Origin of the sequence: Lentzea xinjiangensis, assembly GCF_900110955.1 — a bacterium.
Classification (GTDB): domain Bacteria; phylum Actinomycetota; class Actinomycetes; order Mycobacteriales; family Pseudonocardiaceae; genus Lentzea; species Lentzea xinjiangensis.
Map to the genome: position 1 here is coordinate 838,515 of NZ_FOFR01000001.1, position 26,096 is coordinate 864,610.

Genomic DNA, 26,096 nt, shown 5'->3' on the forward strand with positions numbered 1-26,096 from the left:
ACCGATTCGCCTAACTCCGCTGCGCCGAGAGGACCTCGGTGCCGACGATCCGCGGCTGGGTCGTGTCGGTGAGCCAGAAGAGCTGTTCGACGCGCAGCCAGCCCCCGCTGTGCTCCTGCATCGACACCACCGCGAGCACCGAGCCGTCCGGCCGCAGCGAGGTCTGGTCGACGTTCACCGTCTTGATCATGTCCCAGGACTCGACGAACTCCTTGGGGTTCGCGCCGACCAGGTCGGGCGAGAGCAGCCTGGCCGCCGAGTTCGGCTTGGTGGTGAGCAGCTCGTAGAACCGCTTCACCACGTCGACCTGCGGCTGGGGACCGACCGAGACCTCGGGCGTGGCCGGTTCCGGCGCCTCGAGCAGCAGTAGCGCGGACGGCTCCGGCATCGGGGTGTCGAGGGTGGTCGGCACCGGCCTGCGCTCGTCCGGGAGCTGCGCGGACAGCACGTCGGGGCGCAGCGCGCTCGCGCCGGACAGCGCGACGGGCTGCTCGGAGCGCGGGACGCCGGTGTTCGCCGGCCGGTTGGCCGCGAGGATCGCCGCGCCCGTGATCGACGAGGCCAGCACGATCGCGCCGGTCAGCAGCCCGGCGGCCTGGGCGGCGCGGGTCACCTTCGCGCGGCGCCGCCGGCGGGGGACGACCGGGATGACGGCCGTCGTGGCGGTCATGTTCTCGGTCGGGCCGAGCAGCGAGGTGACGAGGGCGTCGGTGGCGGCTTCCTCGGTCGACGGGATGCGCATCGGCTGCTGTTTCATCAGCTCAGCCACGCTGATCGACCCGGTGCGGGTGTGCCTCCGGCCGGTCGTCGCGGGACGCTGCACTGGTCTCGCCCTCCGTACTGTCCGTGGTCACCTGAAGACGTACCTTGGGCTCGCGTGACAACGCCAGCTTCTAGGAGGACTTCAACCGTCCGTGGCGTCCAGCGGTGCTCGGGGTTCGCTCGATGGTGTCACCTACTACGGTCGGTCACTCGGGCCCTGACCTTGAGCCACTTCAGCGGTCGGTCTTCAACCGTTCACCGTTGATCAGCGGCAGGTCGCCGAGCGTGAAGCTGAGCTCCCGCTTCTCGGTGTTGACCGCGCCGTCCTTGGTCGTCACCCGCAGCACGCTGACGGTGAGCCCCCTGCCCGGGTCGACCACGATCTCCTTCACCTCGATGGCCGAGATGTCGCCGAGCCTGCCTTCGAGGAGCGTGTCGGCGTTGGACCGCACGGTGTCCGTGGTCAGGGCGAGTGCCGTGTCCGCGTTCGTGGCCATCTCGCGGTAGAAGTGCTCGGTCTTCTGGGCGATCGCCGCACCGTCGACCGCGGGCGCCTGCGTGACCGGCAGCGTGGTGATGACGGGGGGCGCGGTCGCCGGCGGCCTGGCGCTCGTGGCGGAGCCCTGGCCGGTCGACCTCGACGCTCCGGGTGAGGCCGAGCCGGGGGAGGCCTCGCCGGGCGAGGACGCACCGGGAACCGGCGCGCCCGTGCCGGTGCCCGCGGCCGAGGGCCTGGCGCCGGTGGCCGACGGGCTGGTGCGGCCGGTGGGCAGCGCGGAGATGAGCGGCACGTCCGACGGGTAGCCGGGCAGCCCCACCGTCTCCACCTCACCGCCGCCGCCGACCAGCTTGGCCGCGGCGACGCTCAGCGCGACCAGCACGAGCACCGAGGAGACGACGGCGAACCAGGCCGCGCGCTTCCAGGTGCGCGGCGGCGTGACCGAGGCGGGCACCAGCCCGATGTTGAACTTCCGCAGACCGTCGGTGTCCTGCAGCGGGTCGGGCTGGCGGCCCCGCTGCAACGGGATGCGGTCACCTCCGCCGACGGGGCGCGGCTGCTGCGCGACACCGTCGTCGAGTCGATGTTTGCCCGGCTGTTCGTCCATCCCGACACCCTCCTGCGACGCAATCAGGGTAGGGCCGTCCGGAGGTGTCGAAACAACCGAAAGGGGGAGTTTGGGACGAGCGACACTCGATTGTGTGAAGCGCGTGCGGCAGCCCCCGGCCGCCGCACCTGCTACCGGGGCGGGAGCTGCGCCTGGCCGCTGCTGAGCTGCTTGTGCGTCTTCTGCACGCCGTTGAGCGCGACCAGGCCGCTGCCGCCCGCGACCAGCGCGCCGATCACGTCGGCGGCCAGCGGGTCGCCGCTGGTGATCAGCAGGCCGATCGCCGCGCCGGCGGTCGTGGCGATCGCGGTCTTCCAGCGGCTGCGGACGAACTGCGAGACGGGTGCTCCGGCGAGGCCCTTCTTGTTCGCGGCCGAGCCGAGCAAGCCCAGGTATGCGTCGTGCGCCAAGGCGGCGAGCAGGCCGGCGATGGCGATCAGTGCGGCGATGAGGCCCATGAGTCCAGTGTGCCCCCGATTTTTTCCGGTGGACCATCCGTGATCGCCCTGATATCCGAGTGGCGTGGACATGTTCTGGCACGACGACTGCCTCGAGCACGACGCCGGCGAAGGTCTGTGGGAGCTGCCGGGCTCCTGGCCGTGGCTCGACATCGCCGAGCCGCACCCGGAGAACGCCGCGCGGTTGCGCACGTTCCGGCACGCGTTGACGCACGGCCCGGTGGCCGGTCATCTGCGGTGGCACGAGGGACGGCACGCGTCCGTCGACGAACTTCTGCGCGTCCACACAGCCGGGTACTTGGACTCGTTGCGCGTCTCGACGCGTGTGCCGCTGGAAGTGAACACGGTCGTAGGGCCGGAAACGTGGCGTGCGGCCTCGGCGGCGGCGGGGACGTCGTTGGCGGCGCTGGAGTCCGGTGCGCCGCTGGCGTACGCGCTCGTGCGGCCACCGGGCCACCACGCGCAGCCGGACATGGCGGACGGCTACTGCTTCGTCAACAACGCCGCTCTGGTAGCGGAGACCGCGCGGCGCCAAGGGCTGCGGGTCGCCGTCCTCGACTGGGACGTGCACCACGGCAACGGCACGCAGGAGGTGTTCTACGACCGGCCGGACGTGTTGACCATCTCTGTGCACATGCGGCACGGATCGTGGGGCACGAACCACCCGCAGACAGGCGCGCCATCGGAGGTGGGCGCCAACGGCCGGAACGTGAACATCGAACTGTCATTGGGTGCGGGCGACACGGCCTACCTGCGCGCGCTCGACGAGATCGCGTTCCCGCTGCTGCGCGAGTTCGCACCGGACCTGCTGGTGTGCGCGTCCGGGTTCGACGGGTCGGCGTTCGACCCGAACGGCCGGCACAACCTCACCGCCGCGGGCTACCGCGAGATCGGGCGGCGGGTGGCGTCGTTCGGGACGCGGATCGTGCTCACCCAGGAGGGCGGCTACCTGCGCGGGTACTCGGCGCTGTGCCTGCACGCGCTGGCCGAGGGCCTCCTGCGGTTGCCGGAGCCGTTGCTCGAGGACCCGCTGGCCTACGTGCCGGACGAGGCCCGGCTCGTGACCGCGGACCTCGAGCGGGTGCTGGCGGCCCTGCGGCCTTTTTGGCCCGGCGTGCTGTGACGCCGGGCCAGGCCGCGGCGACTACCTGCCGAGCGGGCCGCGGCCCATCTTGAGCAGGGTCATCGCGAGGTCCTTGCCCTCCGGGCCGAGCGACCGGTAGCGGTTGAGGACGTCGATCTCGCGGTTGTGCACGATCTTCGTGCCGCCGGCCGCCATGCGGGCCGCGCCGATGATCTTGGACACCTCGACGCGGCGTTGCACGAGGCGCAGGATCTCCGCGTCCAGGTGGTCGATCTCCTGGCGCAGCTGGTCGATGTCCGGTTCGGTGCTGGTGTCCATCTTCTTGACGACCTCTCGACTCTTCGAGTCCTGGTCCCGGAAGCGACGAAGCCCCGGGGTCCGAGGACTCCGGGGCTTCGTGGTGGCTTTTCAGCGCTGGACGACCACGGGAGCCGGAGTCCGGGTCCCGTAGAAAAACTCGAAGAACGTCGAGCGCACGATCCCAGTGTTGCACAGAACCCGCGGCGGCCGCCAAGTCCCGCGGGCGGCGCGCCCACCACGTGGGACACCCACCCCGGACGGGCGTCCGGTCGAACACGTGGTCGGGCGGTACGGGTTTTGTCGGTGCCGCCCGGTACCGTGGATGAACGATGAGCGCCTTGTTCGACTTGCCCTCAAGTCCCCCCGTTTCCCGCGCGGGCCACCTGCTCGACGACCTGAACCCCGCGCAGCGCCGTGCCGTCGAGCACGCCGGCTCACCCCTGCTCGTGGTGGCGGGCGCCGGCTCCGGCAAGACGCGCGTCCTCACCAGGCGGATCGCGTACCTGCTCGCGGAACGCGACGTGCACCCCGGCCAGATCATGGCCATCACGTTCACGAACAAGGCCGCCGCGGAGATGAAGGAGCGCGTCGCCGACATGGTGGGCGCCCGCGCCCGCTCGATGTGGGTGTCGACGTTCCACTCGATGTGCGTCCGCGTCATGCGCCGCGAGGCGAAGACCCTGGGCATGTCGTCGAACTTCTCGATCTACGACAGCGACGACACGCGCCGGCTCATCACGCTCGTCGCCCGCGATCTCGACCTCGACCCGAAGAAGTACGCGGCCCGCACCCTGGCCGTGCACATCTCGAACCTCAAGAACGAGCTCGTCGACCCGGAGACCGCCACCGCCCAGGCCACGAACGACCTGGAACGCCGCGTCGCCGAGGTCTACGCCGTCTACCAGCGCCGCCTGACCGAGTCGAACTCGCTCGACTTCGACGACCTCATCATGAGGACGGTGGAGCTGCTCCAGACGTTCCCGGACGTGGCGGAGCACTACCGCCGCCGCTTCCGCCACGTCCTGGTCGACGAGTACCAGGACACGAACCACGCGCAGTACACCCTCGTGCGCGAACTGGTGGGCAAGGCGGGCGGCGAGCTCCCCCCGGCCGAGCTCTGCGTGGTGGGCGACGCGGACCAGTCGATCTACGCCTTCCGCGGCGCCACGATCCGCAACATCGTCGAGTTCGAGCGCGACTACCCCGACGCCACCACGATCCTGCTGGAGCAGAACTACCGCTCCACGCAGAACATCCTGACGGCGGCCAACGCGGTGATCTCCCGCAACCCCAACCGCCGCGACAAGACCCTGTGGTCCGACCTCGGCGAGGGCGAGAAGATCGTCGGCTACGTGGCCGACAACGAGCACGACGAAGCGGCCTTCGTCGCGAACGAGATCGACCGCCTGGTCGACGGCGGCGAGGTCAACAACTCCGAGATCGCCGTCTTCTACCGCACCAACAACCAGTCGCGGGTCTTCGAGGAGATCTTCATCCGCCTCGGCCTGCCCTACCGCGTGGTGGGCGGCGTCCGCTTCTACGAGCGCCGTGAGGTCCGCGACGCCCTCGCCTACCTCCGCACCCTGGCCAACCCGGAGGACACGGTCTCGCTGCGCCGCATCCTCAACGTCCCCAAGCGGGGCATCGGCGAGCGAGCGGAAGCCTGCGTGGCGGCCTACGCGGACCGCGAGCGCATCAGCTTCGCCGCGGCCCTGCGCGAAGCGGTGCACGACCGCGTCCCGATGCTGAACCCGCGCTCCCGCAACGCCATCGCCGGCTTCGTGGAACTCATGGACCAGCTCGGCGAGATGGTCGAGCGCGAGGACGACGTGGCCGACATCCTCGAAGCCGTCCTGGAGAAGACCGGCTACCGCACCGAACTGGAAGCGAGCGAGGACCCCCAGGACCACACGAGGGTCGAAAACCTCAACGAGCTGGTCACGGTCGCCCGCGAGTTCACCGAACTGGAGCTCCCCGAAGGCGCGGACCCGGTCCCGTCCCTCCCGGCCTTCCTGGAGCGGGTCTCCCTGGTGGCCGACGCCGACTCGATCCCCGACGCGGAGTCCGACGGCGTGGTCACCCTGATGACCATCCACACGGCCAAGGGCCTCGAATACCCGGTCGTCTTCAGCACGGGCTGGGAAGACGGCGTCTTCCCCCACATGCGAGCCCTGGGCGACCCGGCAGAACTGGCGGAGGAACGCCGCCTGGCCTACGTGGGCATCACCAGGGCCCAGCGCCGCCTGTACCTCTCCAGGGCCCTGGTCCGCTCGGCCTGGGGCCAGCCCTCGGCCAACCCGGCCTCCCGCTTCCTGGGCGAAATCCCCCAGGACCTGATCGACTGGCGCCGGGTGGAGCCCTCCCGCTCAGCCCCGGCGGCCGCCACCACCTGGAGCCGCTCCGCCTCCGGCGGCATCGCCTCCCGAGGCCTCTCCCGCCCGGCCCCCGGCAAAGCGGGCTGGAAGGACGCCCCGGCGATGAAGCTGGAAGTGGGCGACCGCGTGACCCACGACAAGTACGGCCTGGGCCGAGTGGTCGCCGTGGACGGCGCGGGCCTGAGGGCCACGGCGACGATCGACTTCGGCGGCTCCGGCACAGTCCGCCTGATGCTGATCGGCAGCGTCCCCATGACCAAGCTCTGACACCGCACACCACGCGGAAGCACCACCAGTCGCACACCCGCAGGCCCTGCACCGCGAGCCGAAGGCGAACCGCCCAAGCGCGAGGGCGAGCTGAAACGACGGCGAAGCCGAGCCGTCCTTCCCCCACACGAGGTGGGTGGCGTGGTCCCGTCACGAGTCGTGCCGAAGCCTTTGCCGCGCCTGGGGATGGGTGTGGCCGCCTCTGGTGCGACTCGTGCCGGGACCACGCCACACCCCAAGACGCACGCAACAGCAAGCCGCCCAAAGCAACAGGCGTGCCATCAGCCTGAGAGCGGCACCGGCCCGGTCCTGGATCAGATCGGCGGGGGCCGGGGCGGAGCCCCGCGCCTGAAACAGGAACCCAACCAGCAAACGCAACCACCCGGCGAACCAATCACCGAACCAGCTGCGGGAAGACGATTTACGGAACCAGTCCGACCCGCCAATCAAGACCGCCCCACCCCCTGAACACCCCACCTGACCAGGTCCTCCGCCCCACCCAGCCTCCCCAGGCAAAAAGTAGGAAAAAGCCGAAGAACCCACGCAACGAGGTGCGAACTCGTACGTCTATGTGGGTGTCGCAAGCAGCACAGCCAGGGAACGTTCGGGGCGGTCCAAGGCACAGGGGAGCAGCCTGCCGACAAAGGGGAGCGAAGAACGGGCGAGGGGCCTGACTTCGCGGCGAGGTGCGGCCGGACCGAACGGGAGAGCGGTCCGGCCGCACTGTCTCTCGCCCGCCGACCAGAGAACTCACGCCGAACCAGGGCGATCTCAACGCAGCCCCAACCACGCCGCACACTGCCCAGCCGCGCCGCGCTACCAACCGCGCCACACAGCCCAAGCCGCACCGCGCAGGCAACGCTTCCCGGCCCAAAACTCAGGCCAAAAGCGCAGCTCAGACCGGCAAGCGCCGAGAATTGTCAGACCCACCGGGCATCATCAACCGCATGAGGCACCACCCCACCGGGAACGCCCGAAACCGACCCGCCAACCGGGTCCGCCAACCGGGCCGGCCGACCCGCGCGATGCCGCCTCCCAAACGAGACGGCATCCCGCTCAAGCGCGGAATAAGCGCAACAGGAGCCCCGTTGGGACCCTGTAGAGGCCTCTGAGACCCGAGAACAGCCCGACCCGTATGCGGAGGTGGCCAAGCTGCCCACGAGCCATCACGAAGCTACTCAGCCGTAGTTCGGCAGAGTCCGAACCTGGGCTCAAACCTAAACCGAATCAGACGGTCACGCCACGAGCGTTCAGCCACGTGAGCGGGTTGATCTTCTGGCCGCCGGGGTTCCAGACCTCGAAGTGCAGGTGGGGGCCGGTGGAGAAGCCGCGGTTGCCCATGCGGGCGATCTGCTGGCCCGCCTTGACCTGCTGGCCCACGCGGACGCTGTAGGTGTCGACGTGGCCGTAGACGGTGATGGTGCCGTCGGCGTGCTCGACGCGAACCCAGAGGCCGAAGCCGGAGGCGGGACCCGCCTCGATCACGACGCCGTCGGCGACCGAGAGGATCGGGGTGCCGATCGGACCGGCGATGTCGATGCCGAGGTGCATGGTGCCCCAGCGGCCGCCGTAGCCGGAGGTGAAGTCGCCGGCCGCGGGGCGGAAGAACTTCGGGCGCTTCTTCTCGGCCTCGACGGCCTCGCGCTCGGTGGTGAGCTGCTGGCTGCGCAGGAGCTTGGCGGCTTCCGCGGAACCTTCCGACGTGGTCCTGGAGACCGCGAGGATCTGGGGGGCGGACGCGGTGTCGCCACCGGTGCCGTCGAACGTGGCGGCGCCGTCGGAGTGGTTCGCGAGCTGCACGTCCTGGCTGTCGTCCGTGGCGGCCTGCAGGGTCTGACCTGCACCTGCCGCGGCGAAAGCACCTACTGCGACGGCGGCGACGACGATGCGTCCGCGAAGCGCCGACGGTGGCGGGGGGAGCCGGTGGGCGCCGACCGGGCGCACTGCAGCGCGGTCGACTGCCTCTTCAAGCGCAGCACTGCGTTCATGGCCGCCGGGGGAGCGGTGGTGACTCAAAGCTTGCCCTTCCGCCTTCGGGGAGCCTGATCGGGTGGACCGCCGGGCGGGGGATTCCCGGTGAGTCAGGATTCGGGGTTCTGACTCGGTGTCCTTCTGTGATCAGACCGTGACAACGGACCGGGGGACAGTAACGGCGGGAAGCCTCGGAGGGCAAACCCCAGTTCGTTACGTCCACCGAACAGGCGGCAACCAGGAGGTTTTATCTGTCAACTGTGACCGTCGGTCATGCCGGGCGGGCGACATGCCTCGCCGCCAGCGGCGATGGGGTGAGTTGACAAGTCATCCGATTGGGTGATGGCCGTCACAACGACGTGAAGAGTCCTGGTGTCAACCGGCAAAGAAAGGTGACCTGAATCACGTATCTGGTGCTCCTCGACGCGTAATGAGGAGTGCTCCAGCCGGGCGTTGCGCTGCGGGACGATGATCTGGTCCATCTCCGACCAGACGACGACGAAGCGCGTGCGGCAGGGCCGGCACGGCTCGGCGAGCTCCTCCAGGAGCTCTGATCCCGGACGCAGTTGTTTGGTCAGCGGCGTCGGCAGCAAGTAGGCGGCGAGGGTGCCGCGGTGCGGCGTCCCCAAGGTCACGAGTGTGCGAACGCGTGAGTCACCGTTCAGCCGTTGCACGTAATACCTGGCGATGAGGCCGCCGAGGGAATGACCGACCACATGCACCTGGTCCGCGCCGGTCTGCTCGCAGATCCGCTCGACGTGCGCGCCGAGCAGGGCGGCCGAGCGGCGGACGTCCCCGGTCAACGCCGTCAGCACGCTGTAGTTGATGGCGTGCACGACCCCGAAGCCCCGCCTCCGCAGCGCCCCCGACAGCACCGCGAAGGCGGAGCGGTTGTCCCCGATGCCATGCACCAACACGATCGGGGTGCCCGCCGCTTCCATCGCCGAAACCATCAGCCCCCGCTGGCGCGGCGGCAGGCCGTCGGTGCGGTAGTGCCGGAACTGGCCTTCCTGGCGGAGCTGCTCGGTGACCGCGCCCCACGGGTAGAGCACGGCGTGGGCCGTCAGCCAGGCCGCTTCCACCGCGGCGCCGCGCAGGCCACCGGGCGTGGCCAATGCGCGCAACGCGACCTTGACCTCTTCCGCGACGTCACGCGCGGTGTGCGCCCCCCAGCCGGCGCGGTCGAGGACGGCGTCGGTGAGACGCGCGAGCCACGACCGGCCGTTGTCGCCCATACGAGCGACGGTAAGTGATGAAGTCACCCACCAGGAGTACCCGGCGGCCGAATTTCACATGCGAACGAAGTTCGTCTCAGCAGGTCGCGGACGGCGACGGGAGGCGGCACCCCGGTCTTGCTAGGTTCGCCCGCGATGACTCGCACCGAGCTCGAGAACCAGACCCCGGCGGCCGGCAGGCTGCGCACCTCGTGGGGGCTCGCCGCGGCCGGCTCCCTCCTCCTCGCCGCGGGCCCGCTGCTCGGCGTGGTCGAGGGGGCGGAACCCGCGTTCACCTCGTGGCCGCTGCTCGCCCTGCTGGCGCTCGCGCCCCCCGCCGCCGCAGGGGTGCTGCTCTTCCGCGGCCGGCCGTTCGTCGCGGCGGGGTTGATCGCCGCGGTCGGTGCCTTCGCCGTCGGGCGCCTGCTGAGCGACCTGCAGATCGCGTTCGACGCGATGGCGGTGGCGCGGCCGGAGCTGTTCCGGCCGGCGACCCTGGTCGCGGTCACCCCGTCCGCCGGGCTCTGGCTGCTGGTCGCCGGGCACGTGCTGGTGATCGCGGGCGGCGCGCTCGCGTCCGGCCGCGCCGGGATGCCCGCCGACGAGTCGGAACCGGCGGGCCTCGTGACCCGCTGTGTGATCATCGCCGCGCTGGCCACCGTGGGGCTGCTCGGCAAGCCGTTCACCTCGGCGGACCCGTTCCAGCTCGACCGCGGGCCGTGGGACCTGCCGGTGCTCGGCCTGACCGGCGGGCTGCTGATCGCCCTCGCCGCGCCGCTCGCCACCGCGCTCGCGGCCAGCTCACCCGACCCGGACACCCGCGAGGGCGGGACGTCCGGCGTCTCGCTCGCCCTGCTGGCCGTCGTGCTGCCGCCACTGGTGACCGCCGCGGTCGCCCCCGGCATCGGGATCGCGATCGGCCCGCTGCTCGCGCTGGTCGCCGCTCTGTGCCTCCCTCTCACCCTTCCGCTGGCCAGGTTCGTGCGCGGCAAGCGCGACGGGTCGCGCGACCTGCCGTTGCCGTCGGTGCGGCGCATGCACGTCATCGCGGGCGTCCTCGTCGTGCTGTCCGCCGCCGCGGTGCTCGCCGGAGCGGTCGTGCCGCAGCTCGACCTCGCGACGGGTGGCGCGGCGCCCGCGCTGGCCTCGGTCACCGTCCTGTGGCCCGCCGGGCTCGCCTTCGGCGTGCTGGGGCTCGCGTTGCTCGTGCCGTCGACCGCCACCGCGGTGCGTCCCGCCCTGCTGTTCGGCTACCTCGCGGTCCAGCTCGCGGTCGCGGTCGCGGCCCAGCCCGCGCTGTCCGCGAGCCAGCTCGGCATCGCACAACCGGGCACCGGCTTCTGGCTGATGGTCGCCGAGCTCCCCCTCGGCCTGCTCGCGCTGGTCTGCGCCGGTCTCGCCGGCGCCGTCGAGCGGGAGAACGCCGGAGCGGGCGAGCCGGAGCAGGTGCCGGTGGCCGAGCTGGGCGCGGTGCTGCTGGCCGGTGTCTTCGCGGTGGGCGCCTTCGTGCTCCCGAACGTGCGCGGGGACAACTACACGGCCGCCACCGTGGTGCCGGGCGGTGAGGCCGCTGTCTCCGCTGCCTTGCTCTGCTCCCTCATCGTTCTGATCATCGGCCTCGTGGTCGCGCTCCGGTCGAGGCCCGCTCGGGCCGCCGCCGTGCTCGCCGGCGCCGTGCTGCTCCTCGGCGTGCGCGCGCTGGAGCTGCCGCTGACGGGGGACAAGGTGCCCGGCGCCGTGGCCGGGCCCGGCACGTGGCTCGCGCTGGCGTCCTGCGCGGCCCTGCTGGTCGCGGCCGGCTTGGCGGGCGCTCGCGCGAGCCGGTGAGAACGACTTGGCGCGCGTGTTTCGCTATAACGCGCGCGCACGCGTGATCGACCTCACCGCCGTTGAGACCGACCTCACCGGTGGTGGCGTGCGAGCGGTACCTGCAGCTCGATAGTGTCTGGGCCCAGCCGCGTCAAGTGGGTTCGCACGGCCCCTTGAGGACCACCCAGGCGCGGTGTTCCGACACCGACGTCGCAGGAGACCCGAGTGGACCTGTACGAGTACCAGGCGAAGGATCTCTTCGCCGCCCACGGCGTCCCGGTACTGCCGGGCGATGTGGCCACCAACCCCGCCGACGCCAAGGCCATCGCCGCGAAGTTCGGCCAGCCGGTCGTCGTCAAGGCCCAGGTCAAGACCGGAGGCCGCGGCAAGGCCGGTGGTGTGAAGCTCGCTTCCACCGCCGAGGAGACCGAGGAGAAGGCGACCGCCATCCTCGGGCTCGACATCAAGGGGCACATCGTTCACCGCGTTCTGGTGACGCCCGCCTCCGACATCGCGGAGGAGTACTACTTCTCCTTCCTGCTCGACCGCGCCAACCGCACCTTCCTCGCCATGGCGAGCGTCGAGGGCGGCATGGACATCGAGGAGGTCGCGGCCACCAAGCCGGAGGCCCTCGCGAAGATCCACATCGACGCCATCCAGGGCGTCGACGAGGCCAAGGCCCGGGAGATCGCCGACGCGGCGAACTTCCCGGCCGAGGTCAAGGACCAGGTCGTCGACGTGATCGTCAAGCTGTGGGAGACCTTCGTCGCGGAGGACGCCACGCTCGTCGAGGTCAACCCGCTGGTCCGCGACCCGCAGGACAAGATCGTCGCGCTCGACGGCAAGGTCACGCTGGACGAGAACGCCGGCTTCCGCCACCCGGCCCACGCCGAGCTGGTCGACAAGCAGGCGGAGAACCCCCTCGAGGCCAAGGCCAAGGAGAAGGGCCTCAACTACGTCAAGCTCGACGGCGAGGTCGGCATCATCGGCAACGGCGCCGGTCTCGTGATGTCCACTCTGGACGTCGTGGCGTACGCCGGTGAGCAGTACGGCGTGAAGCCCGCGAACTTCCTCGACATCGGCGGCGGCGCGTCCGCCGAGGTCATGGCGAACGGCCTGGACGTCATCCTCGGCGACGAGGCCGTGCGTTCGGTCTTCGTCAACGTCTTCGGTGGCATCACCGCGTGCGACGCCGTGGCCAACGGCATCGTGAAGGCGCTGGAGATCCTCGGCGACGGGGCCACCAAGCCGCTCGTCGTCCGCCTCGACGGCAACAACGTGGAGGAGGGCCGCGCGATCCTCGCCGAGGCCAACCACCCGCTGGTGACCGTTGTCGACACGATGGACAACGCGGCCGCCAAGGCCGCCGAGCTCGCGGCTGCGGGGGTCTGAGAACGATGGCTATCTTCCTCAACGAGAACAGCAAGGTCATCGTCCAGGGCATGACCGGTGCCGAGGGCACCAAGCACACCAAGCGCATGCTCGCGTCCGGCACGAACATCGTCGGTGGCGTGAACCCGCGCAAGGCGGGCGAGAAGGTCGACTTCGACGGCACCGTGCTCCCGGTCTTCGGCACCGTCAAGGAGGCCATGGAGGCCACCGGCGCGAACGTGACCGTGATCTTCGTCCCGCCGGCCTTCTCGAAGGCCGCCGTGATCGAGGCGATCGACGCCGAGATCGAGCTGGCCGTCGTCATCACCGAGGGCATCCCGGTGCACGACACCGCCTACTTCTGGGCGCACGCCGTCGCGACGGGCAACAAGACCCGCATCATCGGCCCGAACTGCCCCGGCATCATCAGCCCCGGCAAGTCGAACGCCGGCATCATCCCCGCGAACATCGCGGGCAGCGGCAAGATCGGCCTGGTGTCGAAGTCCGGCACGCTGACCTACCAGATGATGCACGAGCTGCGGGACTTCGGCTTCTCCACCGCGATCGGCATCGGTGGCGACCCGATCATCGGCACCACGCACATCGACGCCCTGGAGGCCTTCGAGGCCGACGAGGAGACCGTCGCGATCGTGATGATCGGTGAGATCGGCGGCGACGCCGAGGAGCGCGCCGCGGCCTACGTCAAGGAGCACGTGACCAAGCCGGTCGTCGGCTACGTCGCGGGCTTCACCGCCCCCGAGGGCAAGACGATGGGCCACGCCGGCGCCATCGTCTCGGGCTCGGCGGGCACCGCGCAGGCGAAGAAGGAGGCCCTCGAGGCCGCCGGTGTCAAGGTCGGCAAGACGCCGTCCGAGACCGCCGCGCTGATGCGCGAGATCATGCAGTCTCTCTGACCTGCCTGGCAACGCGGGGCCCCCACGTTCCCCAGAGGGAAACGTGGGGCTCCCGCGTTTCCCAGGAGGCAGCAGACGAGGGCCGGACTCCGCGTACTTTCGGAGTCCGGCCCTCGCTCGTGTGGCGGAACCGGGATGATCGGTCCGACGTCTGAGCAGCCGGCGTGGACTTGCGAGTTCGACGGACTCGCCGCCGCCTCCGCAGGAGCGGCGGCGAACACTGCTAGCGTTTTGAGAATCACTCGGTTGGAGGAGGAGACCTCGACATGTCCGTGCCTTACGGCGCACCCCAGCAGCAGCCGCCGGGTCCGGCACAGCACCAGGCACCTCATCAGGCCCCTGGCGCCCCCGGCGCCAACAGCATCAACCTCGGTCTGATCCTCCCGCTGGTCGCGGCGGGTCTCGGCCTCATCGCCTACCTCGTCGCGTTCGCGGACGACGTGAGCGGCAACGTCACGTACCTGCTGGCCGCGGGCATGCTCGCGGGCCTCTCGGTGCTGCCGAGCATCCCGAAGGGCTTCGTCCCGGTGGCCGCGGTGCTGGCGACCGTGCAGACGTTGCTGCAGCTCCAGGGCATCATCAAGTCGCCGTCCGTGCAGGGCCTCGACATCGTGCTGCTCATCGTGGCGCTGCTGGAGACGGCGGCGATCGTGCTCGCCTTCCTGCTCGCCGAGGGCATCGTGAAGTTCGAGCCCAAGCCCGCGAACCCGTACGCGGGCCAGCCGGGCCAGCCCGGTGGCTGGAACCCGCAGAGCGGCGCGTTCCCGCAGCAGGGCCAGCACCCGCAGTCCGGTGCGTTCCCGCAGCAGCAGCCGCCGCAGCAGTCGTTCGGCCAGCAGCAGTTCGGCCAGCAGCCGCAGCAACCGCAGCAGCAGCCGGGACAGCCGGGACAGCCGGGACAGCCGGGACAGCCGGGACAGCCGGGACAGCCGCCGCAGCAGACCAGCTTCATGCCGCAGCCGGGCCAGTTCGGCTCGCCGGGCACGCCGCCCGGTGGTTTCGGCGGACCGCAGCAGTAGGTTCCGCGACACCGTTCGACCTCAGGGGTGGCGCCGGTCTCGTCCGGCGCCACCCCTGTCGCATGACCCGGCGTGCCTGCCCCGAACGGCTCACCCGGCCTGACACAGTGGGGAAATGCCCGTGCTGCAACGCGATGTGACCCGCGAGGTCACCACCGTGCGTCCGCCGGAGTTCTCTCGGTCCGAACGCGTGCGCGTGCTCGTCGCGGCGGCGGTCGGGTCGGTGGTCGTCGGCTACGCGGCGGTGGCGGCCGTTCTCGCGCTCGTCTCCGCGACGGCCACGTACGCCGAGTTCTCCACCGGCGGGGTGCTCAGCGCCGCCGCGCCCGCGTGGCTGGCGGCGCACCACGTGCCGTTGCGCTTCGACGCGGGCCAGCTCGGTGTGCTGCCGTTGCTGCCGACGGCGTTGCTGATGCTGCTGGTCGGCCGCACCGCCGCCGGCGCCGCGGACCGCCTGGGCCTGTACGAACCGCTGCAGGCACGCGGTGTCGTGCTGAGCATCGCCAGCGCGCACGCGGTGGTCGGCGGCACGATCGCGTTGCTGATGGGCGAGGGTGTCGTGCGCGCCACGCCCGCCGTCGCGTTCTTCGGCTGCGCCGCCGTGTCCGGGCTGGCCGCCACGATCGGCGTGGCCCGGCGCTGCGGCCTGGTCGAGGTGGTCTTCGACAAGCTCGACCCGGTGGCGCTGCACGGTCTGCGCTCCGGGTTCATGGCATTGTTCGCGCTGGTCAGCGCGGGTGCGCTGGCGGTGGCGGCGGGACTCGCGGCCTCGTGGCCGAGGACCAGCGAGCTCTTCGCGGGGACGGGCCCGACGCTCGGGGTCGCCCTCGGCGTGTTCCTGCTGTGCCTGGGCTACCTCCCGAACGCGATCATCGCCGGGTTCTCCTACGTCGCGGGCGCCGGGTTCTCGCTGGGCGGCGTCGAGGTCACGCCGGTGCAGTTCGTCGGCGGTGTGGTGCCGCCGGTCCCGCTGCTCGCGGCGATGCCGGAGAACGGTTCCCCGTTCAGCCCCGCGGTGCTGGCGGGCGCGGCGGCGATCGGCCTGTTCGTCGGCTGGACCTGCCGGAAGGTCTCCGACCGGCCGACCTCGCGGGTACGGGCGGTGCTGGTCGCCGCGGTCACGGCGGCCGTCGGCAGCCTGGTGCTGGCCGCGACGGCCGGTGGCCGGCTCGCGTCCGGCGCGTTCGACCCGGTGACGGTGCCGGCGGGCCTGCTCGCGCTGCTCGTCGCGCTGTGGGTGCTGGTGCCGGGCGCACTGGTCGCCTGGCTCGCGGGGACGCGTCCCAAGGCGGTGGCCGACGACGACGCCGAGTTCGTCCAGCCGGACTTCGTCGAGGACCCGGACGAGGCCGCGGACTCCGACGTCGTGTTCGAGGACGACGAGCTGACCGACCAGTTCGAGCAGCTCGAGGTCGTGGACTCCGACGAGTTCGAGGTTGAGGAAGACCTCGATGACGACGACTACTACGAGGACGACGACTACGAGGAAGCCGCCGAAGACCTCGCTGACGAGGAAGAGGACTTCGTCGACGGGGAAGAAGAGCTCGCCGACGAAGAAGAAGACGTTGCGGACGAAGAGGAAGAGCCTCACGCCGATGACGTCGAGGAGGACTCGGGAGAACACCCCGGAGAAGAAGAGGACTTCGACGCGGAGTTCGACGAGATGCTCGGCATGGAGCGCGAGGAGGACCTGGGCGGCAAGCCGGAACGGTGACGTCATAGGCTGGCCCTGAGCTGCTGCAACACCGCTGCAAAGACCAGGCCAGGAGTAGACGCTGAGCACCGAACTTCGGCTTCCCACACCGGCGCGCGTCGTCGTGCTCGTCTCCGGTTCCGGAACCCTCATGCAGGCGTTGCTGGACGCCACCGACCTCCCGATCGAGGTGGTCGCGGTCGGCGCCGACCGCGAGAACATCGAGGGTCTCAAGCGCGCCGAGCGCGCCGGGGTGCCGCACTTCGCCGTGAAGCTGCGCGACCACGCCGACCGGGCGTCCTGGGACGCCGCGCTGACCGAGGCGGTCGCGTCCTTCCGGCCGGACCTGGTCGTCTCCGCCGGCTTCATGAAGATCATCGGTGAGCGGTTCCTCGCCCGCTTCGGCGGCCGCATGATCAACACGCACCCCGCGCTGCTGCCGGCCTTCCCCGGCGCGCACGGCGTGCGCGACGCCCTGGCCTACGGCGTGCGCGTCACCGGGTCGACGGTGCACCTGGTCGACGCGGGCGTCGACACCGGGCCGATCCTCGCGCAGGAGGCCGTCGTCGTCGAACCCGGCGACACCGAGGAGACCCTGCACGAACGCATCAAGGTCGTCGAACGCCGGCTGCTCGTCGAGACGGTCGGCCGGCTGGCCCGCGAGGGCTGCACCGTGAACGGACGAAAGGTGAGCATTCCGTGAGCACTCCTGCCGAGAGGCGACCGGTTCGCCGGGCCCTGATCGGGGTCTCCGACAAGGCCGGCCTGCTGGAACTGGCCACCGGCCTGCACGCGGCCGGAGTCGAGGTCGTGTCCACCGGCGGCACCGCGAAGGTGCTCGCCGACGCGGGCGTCCCGGTGACGCCGGTCGAGCAGGTCACCGGGTTCCCCGAGTGCCTCGACGGCCGCGTGAAGACGCTGCACCCGCGCGTGCACGCCGGTCTGCTGGCCGACCTGCGCAAGGAATCGCACGTTCAGCAGTTGCGCGAGATGGACATCGCGCCGTTCGACCTGCTGGTCGTGAACCTGTACCCGTTCACGCAGACGGTCGCGTCCGGCGCGAGCCCCGACGACTGCGTGGAGCAGATCGACATCGGCGGCCCCGCGATGGTGCGCGCGTCGGCGAAGAACCACGCGAACGTGGCGGTCGTCGTCGACCCGGCGCGGTACGACTGGGTGCTGCAGAACGTGCGCGAGGGCGGCTTCACGCTGGCCGACCGCCAGCGCCTGGCCGTCGACGCGTTCCGCCACACCGCGTCCTACGACGTCGCCGTCGCGTCCTGGATGGGCAGCGCGCTGGCGCCGGACGACGAGGGCAGCGGCTTCCCCGGCTGGGTCGGCGCGACCTGGAACCGCTCGAACGTGCTGCGCTACGGCGAAAACCCGCACCAGAGCGCCGCGATCTACACCCAGGGCGACGGCCGCGTGGGCCTGGCGTCGGCGAAGCAGTTGCACGGCAAGGAGATGTCGTACAACAACTACCTCGACGGAGACGCCGCGTGGCGTGCCGCCTGGGACCACGAGCTGCCGTGCGCCGCGATCATCAAGCACGCCAACCCGTGCGGCATCGCGGTGTCCGAGGTGAGCATCGCGGACGCGCACCGCAAGGCGCACGAGTGCGACCCGCTGAGCGCGTTCGGCGGTGTCATCGCGACGAACCGCGAGGTCACCGTGGAGATGGCCGAGTTCGTCTCGGAGATCTTCACCGAGGTCGTGATCGCTCCGTCCTATGCGGACGGTGCGGTGGAGGTGTTGCAGCGCAAGAAGAACGTGCGCATCCTCGTAGCCGAGCCGCCCGTCCGCGGTGGCGCGGAGATGCGCCCGGTGTCCGGAGGCCTGCTGCTGCAGCAGCGCGACGCCGTCGACGCCTCCGGCGACTCGCCCGCGAACTGGACGCTGGCGTGCGGCGAGCCCGCGGACGAGAAGACGCTGGCGGACCTCGAGTTCGCGTGGCGCGCCATCCGCGCGGTGAAGTCGAACGCGATCCTGCTGGCGGACGACGGCGCCACCGTCGGCGTCGGCATGGGCCAGGTCAACCGGGTCGACTCGTCGCACCTCGCGGTGAAGCGCGCCGGTGAGCGGGCCAAGGGCGCGGTCGCGGCCTCGGACGCGTTCTTCCCGTTCCCCGACGGCCTCGAGGTGCTGCTGGAGGCCGGTGTGCGCGCGGTCGTGCAGCCCGGCGGCTCGGTGCGCGACCCCGAGGTGATCGAGAAGGCAGAGCAGGCCGGCGTCACGCTGTACCTGACGGGTACCCGCCACTTCGCGCACTGACGTCCCCGAGCTGACGTTCCCGAGCTGACGTCCCCTGGGCCGCCTCCCCACCGCGGGGAGGCGGCTCGTTCAGAGCCCGGCCACCATCTCGCGGGCCAAGGGCAGCGCGGCGGCCTCCAACTCCTCGGGGTCCGGCTCGACGGAGCCGGAGCGGTCCGCGTCCCGGCCCGAGTGGACGACCTCGGTCACGCTGTCGCCCTTCCAGACGATGATCGAGACCGTTCCGTTCTCCTCCCTGCGCACCAGTGACGCCTGGTCGCCGAGGTCGTCGATCGTCCGCTGGGTGGTCGTGCCCCTCCTGGCCTGCTGCACGGCTTGCTCGTAGGCGATCCGCGCGTGCCTCAGGTCGCTCGACACCGCCACCCGGGTCTTGCGCAGGCCGGTGCCGTCGACGCCCTCGGTCTGGTTCCAGGAGCAGACGGTGTACTTGCCGGTTCCCGACTCCTGCTCCGACGATGCCTGCCCGTTCGGGTTGGTGGTGCGGGCCCTGGCGAGCGCGGCCTCGGAGATGTTGCGGCACAACGACGGCAGTGCGTCGTCGCGCTTGGGGGTGCCGTGGCTCTCGACGACGCCGGGGTCGCGCACGTAGGCGATGACCCCGGCATCGATCGCCAGCAGCCCGGTGATGACCAGCGCGACGACCAGCGGTCCCCGCCGTTCACCCGTCAAAGCTTCGCGACCATCTCGTCCGCCACGCCCCTGGCCGCCGCTTCGAGCTCCGCGACGTCGGGCTTGGTGTTGCCGAAGAAGCCCGCGTCCCAGCCGGAGAGGTCGACCTCGACGATGGCGTCGCCCTTGCGCACGATGACGGAGATCTCGGTGAACGCCGAGTCCGTCTCCACCAGCACCGCCGTGGCCCGGTCACCGAGCCCGTCGAGCGGCTTCTGCTGCGGCGTGCCCTGGTTGTTGGCCATGTTCTGCGCCACGAGCCGGTCGAACTCGGTCTCCGCCTCCTCCTGCCCGCGCGAGACGTGGACGTCGGTGCTGCGCAGGCCGGAGCCGTCGACGCCCTTGGTCTGGTTCCACGAGCAGATGGTGCGGGTGCCGCTCGGCAGCTTCGTCTCGCGTGAGGCGAGCCCGTTCGGGTTCGTCGTGCGCGCCTTGGCCAGGGCGGCCTCGGAGATGTTGCCGCACAACGAGGGCAGCCTGTCCGAGCGCTTGCTGCTGCCGCTGTCGGCGTTGGCGTCGAGGTGGAGCACGAGCGCGGTGGCGGCGCCGCCGAGCACCAGCACGCCGGCGATGATGCCGGCGACCAGCGGGGCCTTGCTCTTCCCCGGCGGCCGCGGAGGTCCCCAGCCCGGCTGAGGAGGCCCCCAGCCCGGAGGTGGTTGCTGCCCGCCGTGCGGCGGTTGCGGCTGCGGCCATCCGGGTGGCGGCGGCTGCTGGTGCCAGCCGTGCGGAGGTGGTTGGTTCATCGGTTTCCCCAGTTCCCCGTAGTGCTGAAGGCACCGTAGAGGACCTCTTGGACCGGTGTGGCCGTGTCCACCAAAAGGGTGATGCTCCGGGATTGACACAGGGGTGCGCCCGCACGCTACGATCATCTCGTTCGTTCGAACAGGAGTTCGAATAAGCAAGTCGCCGAACTTCCCACGGCGACCGTGCACAGGGGTGCGCACGGTCTCTCGGGAGGTGGGTGGAGTGTCCAGGTCGGCAACGGCGTCGTTGGCCGCGCTCGGGGTGAACCCGGCCAGCGAGCTGACCAGCACCACCACCGACCACACCACGGGGCGGGTTCTGCCGGTTCGCGGGGAACTGGCGGGCCTGCTGTCGTGGGGCGGCTTGCGGCGGGGCAGCACGGTGTCGGTGGGCGGATCGACATCGTTGCTGCTCGCCCTGCTCGCGGACGCGACCGCGGACGGCTGCTGGGCCGCCGTGGTCGGTCTGCCGCAGGTGGGAGTGCTGGCCGCGGCCGAGCTCGGGGTCTCGGTGCGGCGGCTGGCACTCGTCCCACACCCCGGCGCGGATCCGGGCCCGGTCATCGCGGCCCTGCTCGACGGCATCGACCTGGTGGCCGTCGCCTGCCCACTGCCTCCTTCGCTGGCGCGCCGCCTCACGGCCCGCGCCCGCCAACGCCGCGCCGTGCTCATCGCCTTCGGTTCCTGGCCCTCGGCCGACGTGGAGCTGACCGCGGAGTCCGTGCGCTGGAACCCCCTCGACGACGGCGCGGAAACGTTGCGGCGCCAGCAGATCAGCGTGTGCAGCGGCGGCCGCGGTCCGGCGGGCAGGCCCCGGCGGGTGCTGCTGACGTTCGGCGAGGGGGAGATCGAGCTCCCGCTGGTGGCCGGCGAACCGGCCCGGTCCGACGAGCCGGCTGATGCCGGTCCGGACCGGGGCGACGAGCCGGCCGCCAGGCGGGCGGGTGGTGCGGACGAACTGGCTGCCCGGCGGGTGGCCGATCGTCCGGTCAAGCGCGCGGGTACCGCGCCGGTGGTCCGGCCGGAGGCGGCGGGGGTGGCTCGGCGAGCCGGTGGTGATCCGCTGCCGGGCGGCGATCCGGCGTTGGTCCGGGCGGGTGAACCGGCCGGTCGCGCGTCGCCGGGGGCCGGGCGGCGTCCGGCCGCGCGGTCCATCGTGGAGACCCTGGGCGCGCCGCTGGCCACGCTCGCGGACACCGCCGCGGAGCCTCCCGCGTGAAGGACGCCCGTCTCCTCGCGGTCTGGTGCCCGGACTGGCCTGTTGTCGCCGCCTGCACCGCCACCGGCACCGGTCTGCACGTGCCGGTGGTGGTCGTCGCCGGCAACGAGGTCGTGGCCACCTCGGCCGTGGCGCGCGCCGAGGGCGTCCGCCGGGCCATGCGCAGGCGCGTGGCCGAGTCGATGTGCCCGGAGCTGGTGGTGTTCGAGCACGACCCGCAGCGCGACGCCCGCTTCTTCGAGCCGGTCGCCGAGGCCGTCGAGGAGCTGGCGCCCGGCATCGAGGTCGTGCTGCCCGGTCTGGTCGCGGTGCCGGCGCGGGGGCCGGTCGGCTACTTCGGATCCGCGGAGCAGGCGGCCGAACGGCTCGTCGACCACGTCGCGTTCCGCACCGGCGCCGAAGCGCAGGTCGGCGTGGCGGACAGCCTCTTCGCCGCCGCGAAAGCCGCGCACCGCAACGTGGTCGTCCCGCCGGGCAGGACCGCGCAGTTCCTGCGGCCGCTGGGCGTGCACGAGCTCGACGCGCCCGAGCTGGTCGACCTGCTGCGCAGGCTCGGGTTGAAGACGCTCGGCGCGTTCGCGGACGTGCCGGAGAGCGCTGTCGCGTCCCGGTTCGGCGGGCCGGCGACGAGGCAGCACCGGCTGGCCCGGGGCCTGCCGGAACGTCCGCTCGACCAGCGCAGGCCCGCGCCGGAGCTGGCGGTCGCGGAGACCTTCGACGAACCGGTCGGGCGCGTCGACGCGGCCGCGTTCGCCGCGAAGCTCCTCTCCGAGCGGCTCCACGAGAACCTCGCAGCCAGGAGCCTCGCGTGCACGCGGCTCGGCATCCACGCCCGCACCGAGAACGACGAGGAGCTGCACCGGGTCTGGCGGGCGGCGGAACCGTTGACACCACGGGGGATCGCCGATCGCGTGCGCTGGCAGCTCGACGGCTGGCTCACCCGCGAACGGCTCACCTCGGGCATCAGGACGCTCACCCTCGAACCGGTCGAGGTCGTCGAAGGCACCGCGTTGCAGCTCGGGTTGTGGGGCCACGACGACGAACGCGCGGTGCGGGCGCTCCTGCACGTCCAGGGCCTGCTCGGCCCGGACGGTGTGCTCGTGCCCGTGCTCGGCGGCGGCAGGGGACCGCGGGAGCAGGTCAGGCTCGTGCCGTGGGGTGACGAGCGAACCCCGGTGGGAAACCCGGACCACCCGTGGCCAGGGCGGCTCACCAGGGCGCCCGCGACGCTCGCCGACGACCCCGCCGACCTCAGGGCCGCGGATGGCCGGGAGGTCGGTGTGACCGGCCGTCTCGAGCTCACCGCGCCGCCGAAGGAGCTGACCACCGGGGGGAGGACGCGGGAGGTGACCGCGTGGGCCGGGCCGTGGCCGGTCGACGAGCGGTGGTGGGCGCCGGAGCGGCACCGGGCCGCGCGCGTCCAGGTGCAGACGAACGACCAGGCGTTCCTGCTGATCCGCAGGAACCAGAGGTGGTTCCTGGAAGGGGTGTACGACTGATGCACGACGAGTACTGGGATTTGCTGGAGGCGTTGATCCCGTTGCCGCGCAAGGCTTCCGATGGGGTGGAATAACCCGCCGGTCCGCTGGGGCGAGCTGGAGCGCGCTCTCTCCGGCAAGCCGGCCAGGCAGAAACCCGACGGTGGTGACGGCCCGGCGTGGTCACCCCGCCGTGACCGGTACACCGCCCCGCCGGGCTTCGAGCTGCGCGTGGACGAGCTCGCGGTCACCCGCAGGCGGGTGCCGTACGCGGAGCTGCACTGCCACTCCAACTTCAGCTGGCTCGACGGCGCGAGCCACCCCGAGGAGCTCGTCGAGGAGGCGCAACGGCTCAAGCTCGACGCCATCGCGATCACCGACCACGACGGCATGTACGGCGTGGTGCGGTTCGCCGAGGCCGCCAAGGAGCTCGGCATGCACACGGTGTTCGGCGCGGAGCTGAGCATCGGGCTGGACAAGCCGGCCAACGGCGAACCGGATCCCGGGGGCGACCACCTGCTCCTCCTCGCCCGCCAGCAGGAGGGCTACCACGCGTTGTGCCGCACGCTCACCACCGGCCACCTCGACGACGGCGCGGAGAAGGGCAAGCCGGTCTACGACGTCGAGCAGATCGTGGCCGACACCAGGGGCGAGGTCGTGGTGCTCACGGGCTGCCGCAAGGGAACCGTCCGCCGGGCGCTCACCAGGGAGGGCCCGGAGGCGGCGTTCCGGGAGATCGTCAGGCTCACCGACCTGTTCGGCAAGGGACGCGTCCACGTCGAGCTGACCGACCACGGCCTGCCGGAGGACAGCAGGCGCAACGACATCCTCAACGCGATGGCGCAGAAGCTCAACCTCCCGGTCGTGGCGACGAACGCCGTGCACTACGCCACGCCGAGTCGCGGCAGGCTCGCCGCCGCGATGGCTGCCGTGCGCGCGCGGAGCAGTCTCGACGACATGGCCGGCTGGCTGCCGCCGTCGCCCGCCGCGTTCCTGCGCAGCGGCGAGGAGATGTTCCACCGGTTCCGCCGCTTTCCCGGCGCCGTGCACAACGCGGCGCTGCTCGGCATGCAGCTCGCGTTCGACCTGCGGCTGGTCGCGCCGAAGCTGCCGCCGTTCGACGTGCCGCCCGGTCACACCGAGAGCAGCTGGCTGCGCAAGCTCACCTACGAGGGCGCGCGCCGGCGGTACGGCGACCACGACGAGAAGGCGTTCCGGCAGATCGAGAACGAGCTCGCGGTCATCGAACAGCTCGGGTTCCCCGGCTACTTCCTCGTCGTGCACGACATCGTGAGCTTCTGCAAGGAGAACGACATCCTCTGCCAGGGCAGGGGCAGCGCCGCCAACTCCGCGGTGTGCTTCGCGCTCGGCATCACCAACGTCGACGCGGTCCGCTTCGACCTGCTCTTCGAACGCTTCCTCGCCCCCGCCCGCGACGGCCCTCCCGACATCGACGTCGACATCGAGTCCGACCGGCGTGAGGAGGTCATCCAGCACGTCTACGCCAAGTACGGCCGCCGGCACGCGGCACAGGTCGCGAACGTCATCACCTACCGCGCCCGTTCCGCCGTGCGCGACATGGCCCGCGCGCTCGGTCATTCGCCGGGCCAGCAGGACGCGTGGAGCAAGCAGATCGACAGGTGGGGTCCGCTGGGCGTCACCACCGACGACTGCGACATCCCGCGCGACGTGCTGGAGCTGTCCGCGCAGCTGGAGAACTTCCCGCGCCACCTCGGCATCCACTCCGGCGGCATGGTGATCTGCCACCGTGCCGTCAGCGAGGTGTGCCCGGTGGAGAAGGCCCGCATGCCCAACCGCACGGTGCTGCAGTGGGACAAGGACGACTGCGCGTCCATCGGCCTGGTGAAGTTCGACCTGCTCGGCCTCGGCATGCTCTCCGCGCTGCACTACGCCATCGACCTGGTCCGCGACCACGAGGGCGTCGAGGTCGACATGGGGCAGCTCGACCTCAACGACCAGCGCGTCTACGAGATGCTGCGGAAGGCCGACTCCGTGGGCGTGTTCCAGGTGGAGAGCCGGGCGCAGATGGCGACGCTGCCGCGCCTGAAGCCGCGCGAGTTCTACGACCTCGTCGTCGAGGTGGCGCTGATCCGGCCGGGCCCGATCCAGGGCGGCTCGGTGCACCCGTACATCCGGCGCCGCAACGGGACCGAGAAGTGGGACTACGACCACCCGTTGCTGGAGAACGCCCTCAAGAAGACCTACGGCGTGCCGCTGTTCCAGGAACAGCTCATGCAGATCGCGGTGGACGCGGCGGGTTTCACCGCCGGCGAGGCCGACGAGCTGCGCCGCGCGATGGGAGCCAAGCGCTCGACCGCCAGGATGGAACGCCTGCGCGACCGCTTCCACGAGGGCTGCGCCGCGCACGGCATCGGCGCGGAGCTGGCCGGCCGCATCTACGCGAAGCTGCTGGCGTTCGCCAACTTCGGCTTCCCCGAGTCGCACGCCCTGTCGTTCGCGCACCTGGTGTTCGTGAGCGCGTGGTTCAAGCTCTACCACCCGGCGGCGTTCTGCGCGGCCCTGCTGCGCGCCCAGCCGATGGGCTTCTACTCCCCGCAGTCCCTGGTGATCGACGCCCGCCGCCACGGCGTGACGGTGCACGGCCCGTGCGTGAACCGGTCGCTGCCGCACGCGAGCCTGGAACCGTTCGAGGGCGCGAACGCCGTCCGCATCGGCCTGAGCAGCGTCCGCGGCATCGGCACCGCGGACGCCGAGCGGATCGTCGCCGCCCAACCGTTCCGCGACATGGAGGACTTCGGCACCCGCGTGCAGCTCACCACCGCCCAGGTGGAGGCGCTCGCCACCGCGGGCGCCTTCTCCTGCTTCGGCCTGGAACGCCGGGAAGCGCTGTGGGCGGCCGGCGCGGTGGCCGCGATCCGGCCCGACCGGCTGCCCGGCACCACCGTCGGCGTTGACGCGCCCGCGCTGCCCGGCATGGACGACGTGGAACTGGCGGTGGCGGACGTCTGGGCCACCGGCCTGTCGCCCGACAGCTTCCCGACCCAGTTCGTCAGGTCTGCCCTGGACTCGATGGGGGCGCTGCCGGTGACCGCGCTCGCGTCCGCCGAGCCCGGGACGCGGGTGCTGATCGGCGGTGCGGTGACGCACCGGCAACGACCGGCGACGGCGGGCGGCGTCACGTTCCTCAACATCGAGGACGAGACGGGCATGGTGAACGTCGTGTGCTCGCCGGGGTTGTGGGCCCGGTACCGGAAGGTGGCGCGCAGCAGCGGCGCGATGCTCGTGCGGGGCGTGGTCGAGTCGGCCGACGGCGTGGTCAGCGTGCTGGCGGACCGGTTGCAGCACCTGGACCTGCGGATCCCGTCGAAGTCGCGGGACTTCCGCTGAG

At 71.4% G+C, this 26,096-nt stretch carries 19 protein-coding genes and 1 pseudogene; 12 read left to right on the top strand and 8 right to left on the bottom strand.

Features of this window, described 5'->3' with window-relative positions; translation table 11 throughout:
- Positions 1 to 10 precede the first annotated feature (10 nt).
- The 3 genes from BMW88_RS04280 to BMW88_RS04290 form a co-directional block, all read right to left on the bottom strand.
- The gene (locus tag BMW88_RS04280) at positions 11 to 769 is read right to left on the bottom strand and encodes a hypothetical protein (protein WP_143115961.1); all 759 of its coding nucleotides are present in this window, start codon (positions 767 to 769) and stop codon (positions 11 to 13) included.
- 226 nt (positions 770 to 995) lie between these two features.
- A complete protein-coding gene (locus BMW88_RS04285) occupies positions 996 to 1,868 on the bottom strand; it encodes a hypothetical protein (RefSeq protein ID WP_089949167.1) in 873 nt (290 codons plus the stop codon).
- A 131-nt stretch (positions 1,869 to 1,999) separates the two neighbouring features.
- Positions 2,000 to 2,326, bottom strand: a complete 327-nt coding sequence (locus BMW88_RS04290) for a hypothetical protein (RefSeq protein WP_089949169.1) — start codon at positions 2,324 to 2,326, stop codon at positions 2,000 to 2,002.
- A gap of 70 nt (positions 2,327 to 2,396) precedes the next feature.
- Here BMW88_RS04290 and BMW88_RS04295 point away from each other — a divergent pair, with 70 nt between their 5' ends.
- Positions 2,397 to 3,449: an arginase family protein gene (locus BMW88_RS04295; RefSeq protein WP_089949467.1), complete on the top strand. Its 1,053-nt coding sequence runs from the start codon at positions 2,397 to 2,399 to the stop codon at positions 3,447 to 3,449.
- Between the two features lie 21 nt (positions 3,450 to 3,470).
- Here the strand turns inward: BMW88_RS04295 and BMW88_RS04300 are convergent.
- A pseudogene (locus tag BMW88_RS04300) lies at positions 3,471 to 3,764 on the bottom strand (chorismate mutase); the annotation flags it as partial.
- Positions 3,765 to 4,039: 275 nt separating this feature from the next.
- On the opposite strand from BMW88_RS04300, the gene pcrA reads away from it, so the two are divergent.
- Entirely contained in the window at positions 4,040 to 6,352 is a 2,313-nt protein-coding gene (gene pcrA, locus BMW88_RS04305) for a DNA helicase PcrA (protein ID WP_089949172.1), read from the top strand.
- Positions 6,353 to 7,579: 1,227 nt separating this feature from the next.
- On the opposite strand, the gene BMW88_RS04310 is transcribed toward pcrA, so the two are convergent.
- A complete protein-coding gene (locus tag BMW88_RS04310; protein ID WP_245777547.1) occupies positions 7,580 to 8,296 on the bottom strand; it encodes a M23 family metallopeptidase in 717 nt (238 codons plus the stop codon).
- A gap of 281 nt (positions 8,297 to 8,577) precedes the next feature.
- On the bottom strand, positions 8,578 to 9,558 hold the full coding sequence (locus BMW88_RS04315; RefSeq protein ID WP_089949175.1) for an esterase/lipase family protein: 981 nt from the start codon (positions 9,556 to 9,558) through the stop codon (positions 8,578 to 8,580).
- A gap of 135 nt (positions 9,559 to 9,693) precedes the next feature.
- On the opposite strand from BMW88_RS04315, the gene BMW88_RS04320 reads away from it, so the two are divergent.
- From BMW88_RS04320 to purH, 7 genes are all read left to right on the top strand, one after another.
- Positions 9,694 to 11,364: a hypothetical protein gene (locus BMW88_RS04320; RefSeq protein ID WP_089949176.1), complete on the top strand. Its 1,671-nt coding sequence runs from the start codon at positions 9,694 to 9,696 to the stop codon at positions 11,362 to 11,364.
- Positions 11,365 to 11,571: 207 nt separating this feature from the next.
- Positions 11,572 to 12,738 (top strand): ADP-forming succinate--CoA ligase subunit beta, encoded by a 1,167-nt coding sequence (gene sucC, locus BMW88_RS04325; protein WP_089949178.1) that lies wholly within the window; start codon positions 11,572 to 11,574, stop codon positions 12,736 to 12,738.
- Between the two features lie 5 nt (positions 12,739 to 12,743).
- On the top strand, positions 12,744 to 13,631 hold the full coding sequence (gene sucD / locus BMW88_RS04330) for a succinate--CoA ligase subunit alpha (protein ID WP_089949179.1): 888 nt from the start codon (positions 12,744 to 12,746) through the stop codon (positions 13,629 to 13,631).
- A 266-nt stretch (positions 13,632 to 13,897) separates the two neighbouring features.
- On the top strand, positions 13,898 to 14,650 hold the full coding sequence (locus tag BMW88_RS04335) for a DUF5336 domain-containing protein (RefSeq protein WP_089949181.1): 753 nt from the start codon (positions 13,898 to 13,900) through the stop codon (positions 14,648 to 14,650).
- 115 nt (positions 14,651 to 14,765) lie between these two features.
- A complete protein-coding gene (locus BMW88_RS04340) occupies positions 14,766 to 16,364 on the top strand; it encodes a cell division protein PerM (protein ID WP_089949182.1) in 1,599 nt (532 codons plus the stop codon).
- Positions 16,365 to 16,425: 61 nt separating this feature from the next.
- Complete coding sequence (gene purN / locus BMW88_RS04345) at positions 16,426 to 17,046, top strand: phosphoribosylglycinamide formyltransferase (protein WP_089949184.1); 621 nt, start codon at positions 16,426 to 16,428, stop codon at positions 17,044 to 17,046.
- Positions 17,043 to 18,614 (top strand): bifunctional phosphoribosylaminoimidazolecarboxamide formyltransferase/IMP cyclohydrolase, encoded by a 1,572-nt coding sequence (purH, locus tag BMW88_RS04350; RefSeq protein ID WP_089949185.1) that lies wholly within the window; start codon positions 17,043 to 17,045, stop codon positions 18,612 to 18,614. Before purN ends, purH begins: the two co-directional genes overlap by 4 nt.
- Before the next feature lie 69 nt (positions 18,615 to 18,683).
- Here purH and BMW88_RS04355 read toward each other — a convergent pair whose 3' ends face one another.
- Together BMW88_RS04355 and BMW88_RS04360 are read right to left on the bottom strand one after the other, a co-directional pair.
- The gene (locus BMW88_RS04355; RefSeq protein ID WP_089949187.1) at positions 18,684 to 19,283 is read right to left on the bottom strand and encodes a hypothetical protein; all 600 of its coding nucleotides are present in this window, start codon (positions 19,281 to 19,283) and stop codon (positions 18,684 to 18,686) included.
- Positions 19,280 to 20,029, bottom strand: coding sequence for a hypothetical protein (locus BMW88_RS04360; protein WP_143115962.1), 750 nt, complete (start codon positions 20,027 to 20,029; stop codon positions 19,280 to 19,282). The genes BMW88_RS04355 and BMW88_RS04360 overlap by 4 nt, the downstream gene beginning before the upstream one ends.
- Before the next feature lie 223 nt (positions 20,030 to 20,252).
- Between BMW88_RS04360 and BMW88_RS43095 the strand changes: the two genes are divergently transcribed.
- Genes BMW88_RS43095 through BMW88_RS04375 form a run of 3 tightly spaced genes read left to right on the top strand, consistent with a single transcriptional unit; the run spans position 20,253 to position 26,095 of the window.
- A complete protein-coding gene (locus BMW88_RS43095) occupies positions 20,253 to 21,248 on the top strand; it encodes a hypothetical protein (RefSeq protein ID WP_245777548.1) in 996 nt (331 codons plus the stop codon).
- Positions 21,245 to 22,747 (top strand): DNA polymerase Y family protein, encoded by a 1,503-nt coding sequence (locus BMW88_RS04370; protein ID WP_089949190.1) that lies wholly within the window; start codon positions 21,245 to 21,247, stop codon positions 22,745 to 22,747. The genes BMW88_RS43095 and BMW88_RS04370 overlap by 4 nt, the downstream gene beginning before the upstream one ends.
- Before the next feature lie 60 nt (positions 22,748 to 22,807).
- The gene (locus BMW88_RS04375) at positions 22,808 to 26,095 is read left to right on the top strand and encodes an error-prone DNA polymerase (protein ID WP_089949192.1); all 3,288 of its coding nucleotides are present in this window, start codon (positions 22,808 to 22,810) and stop codon (positions 26,093 to 26,095) included.
- Position 26,096 lies beyond the last annotated feature (1 nt).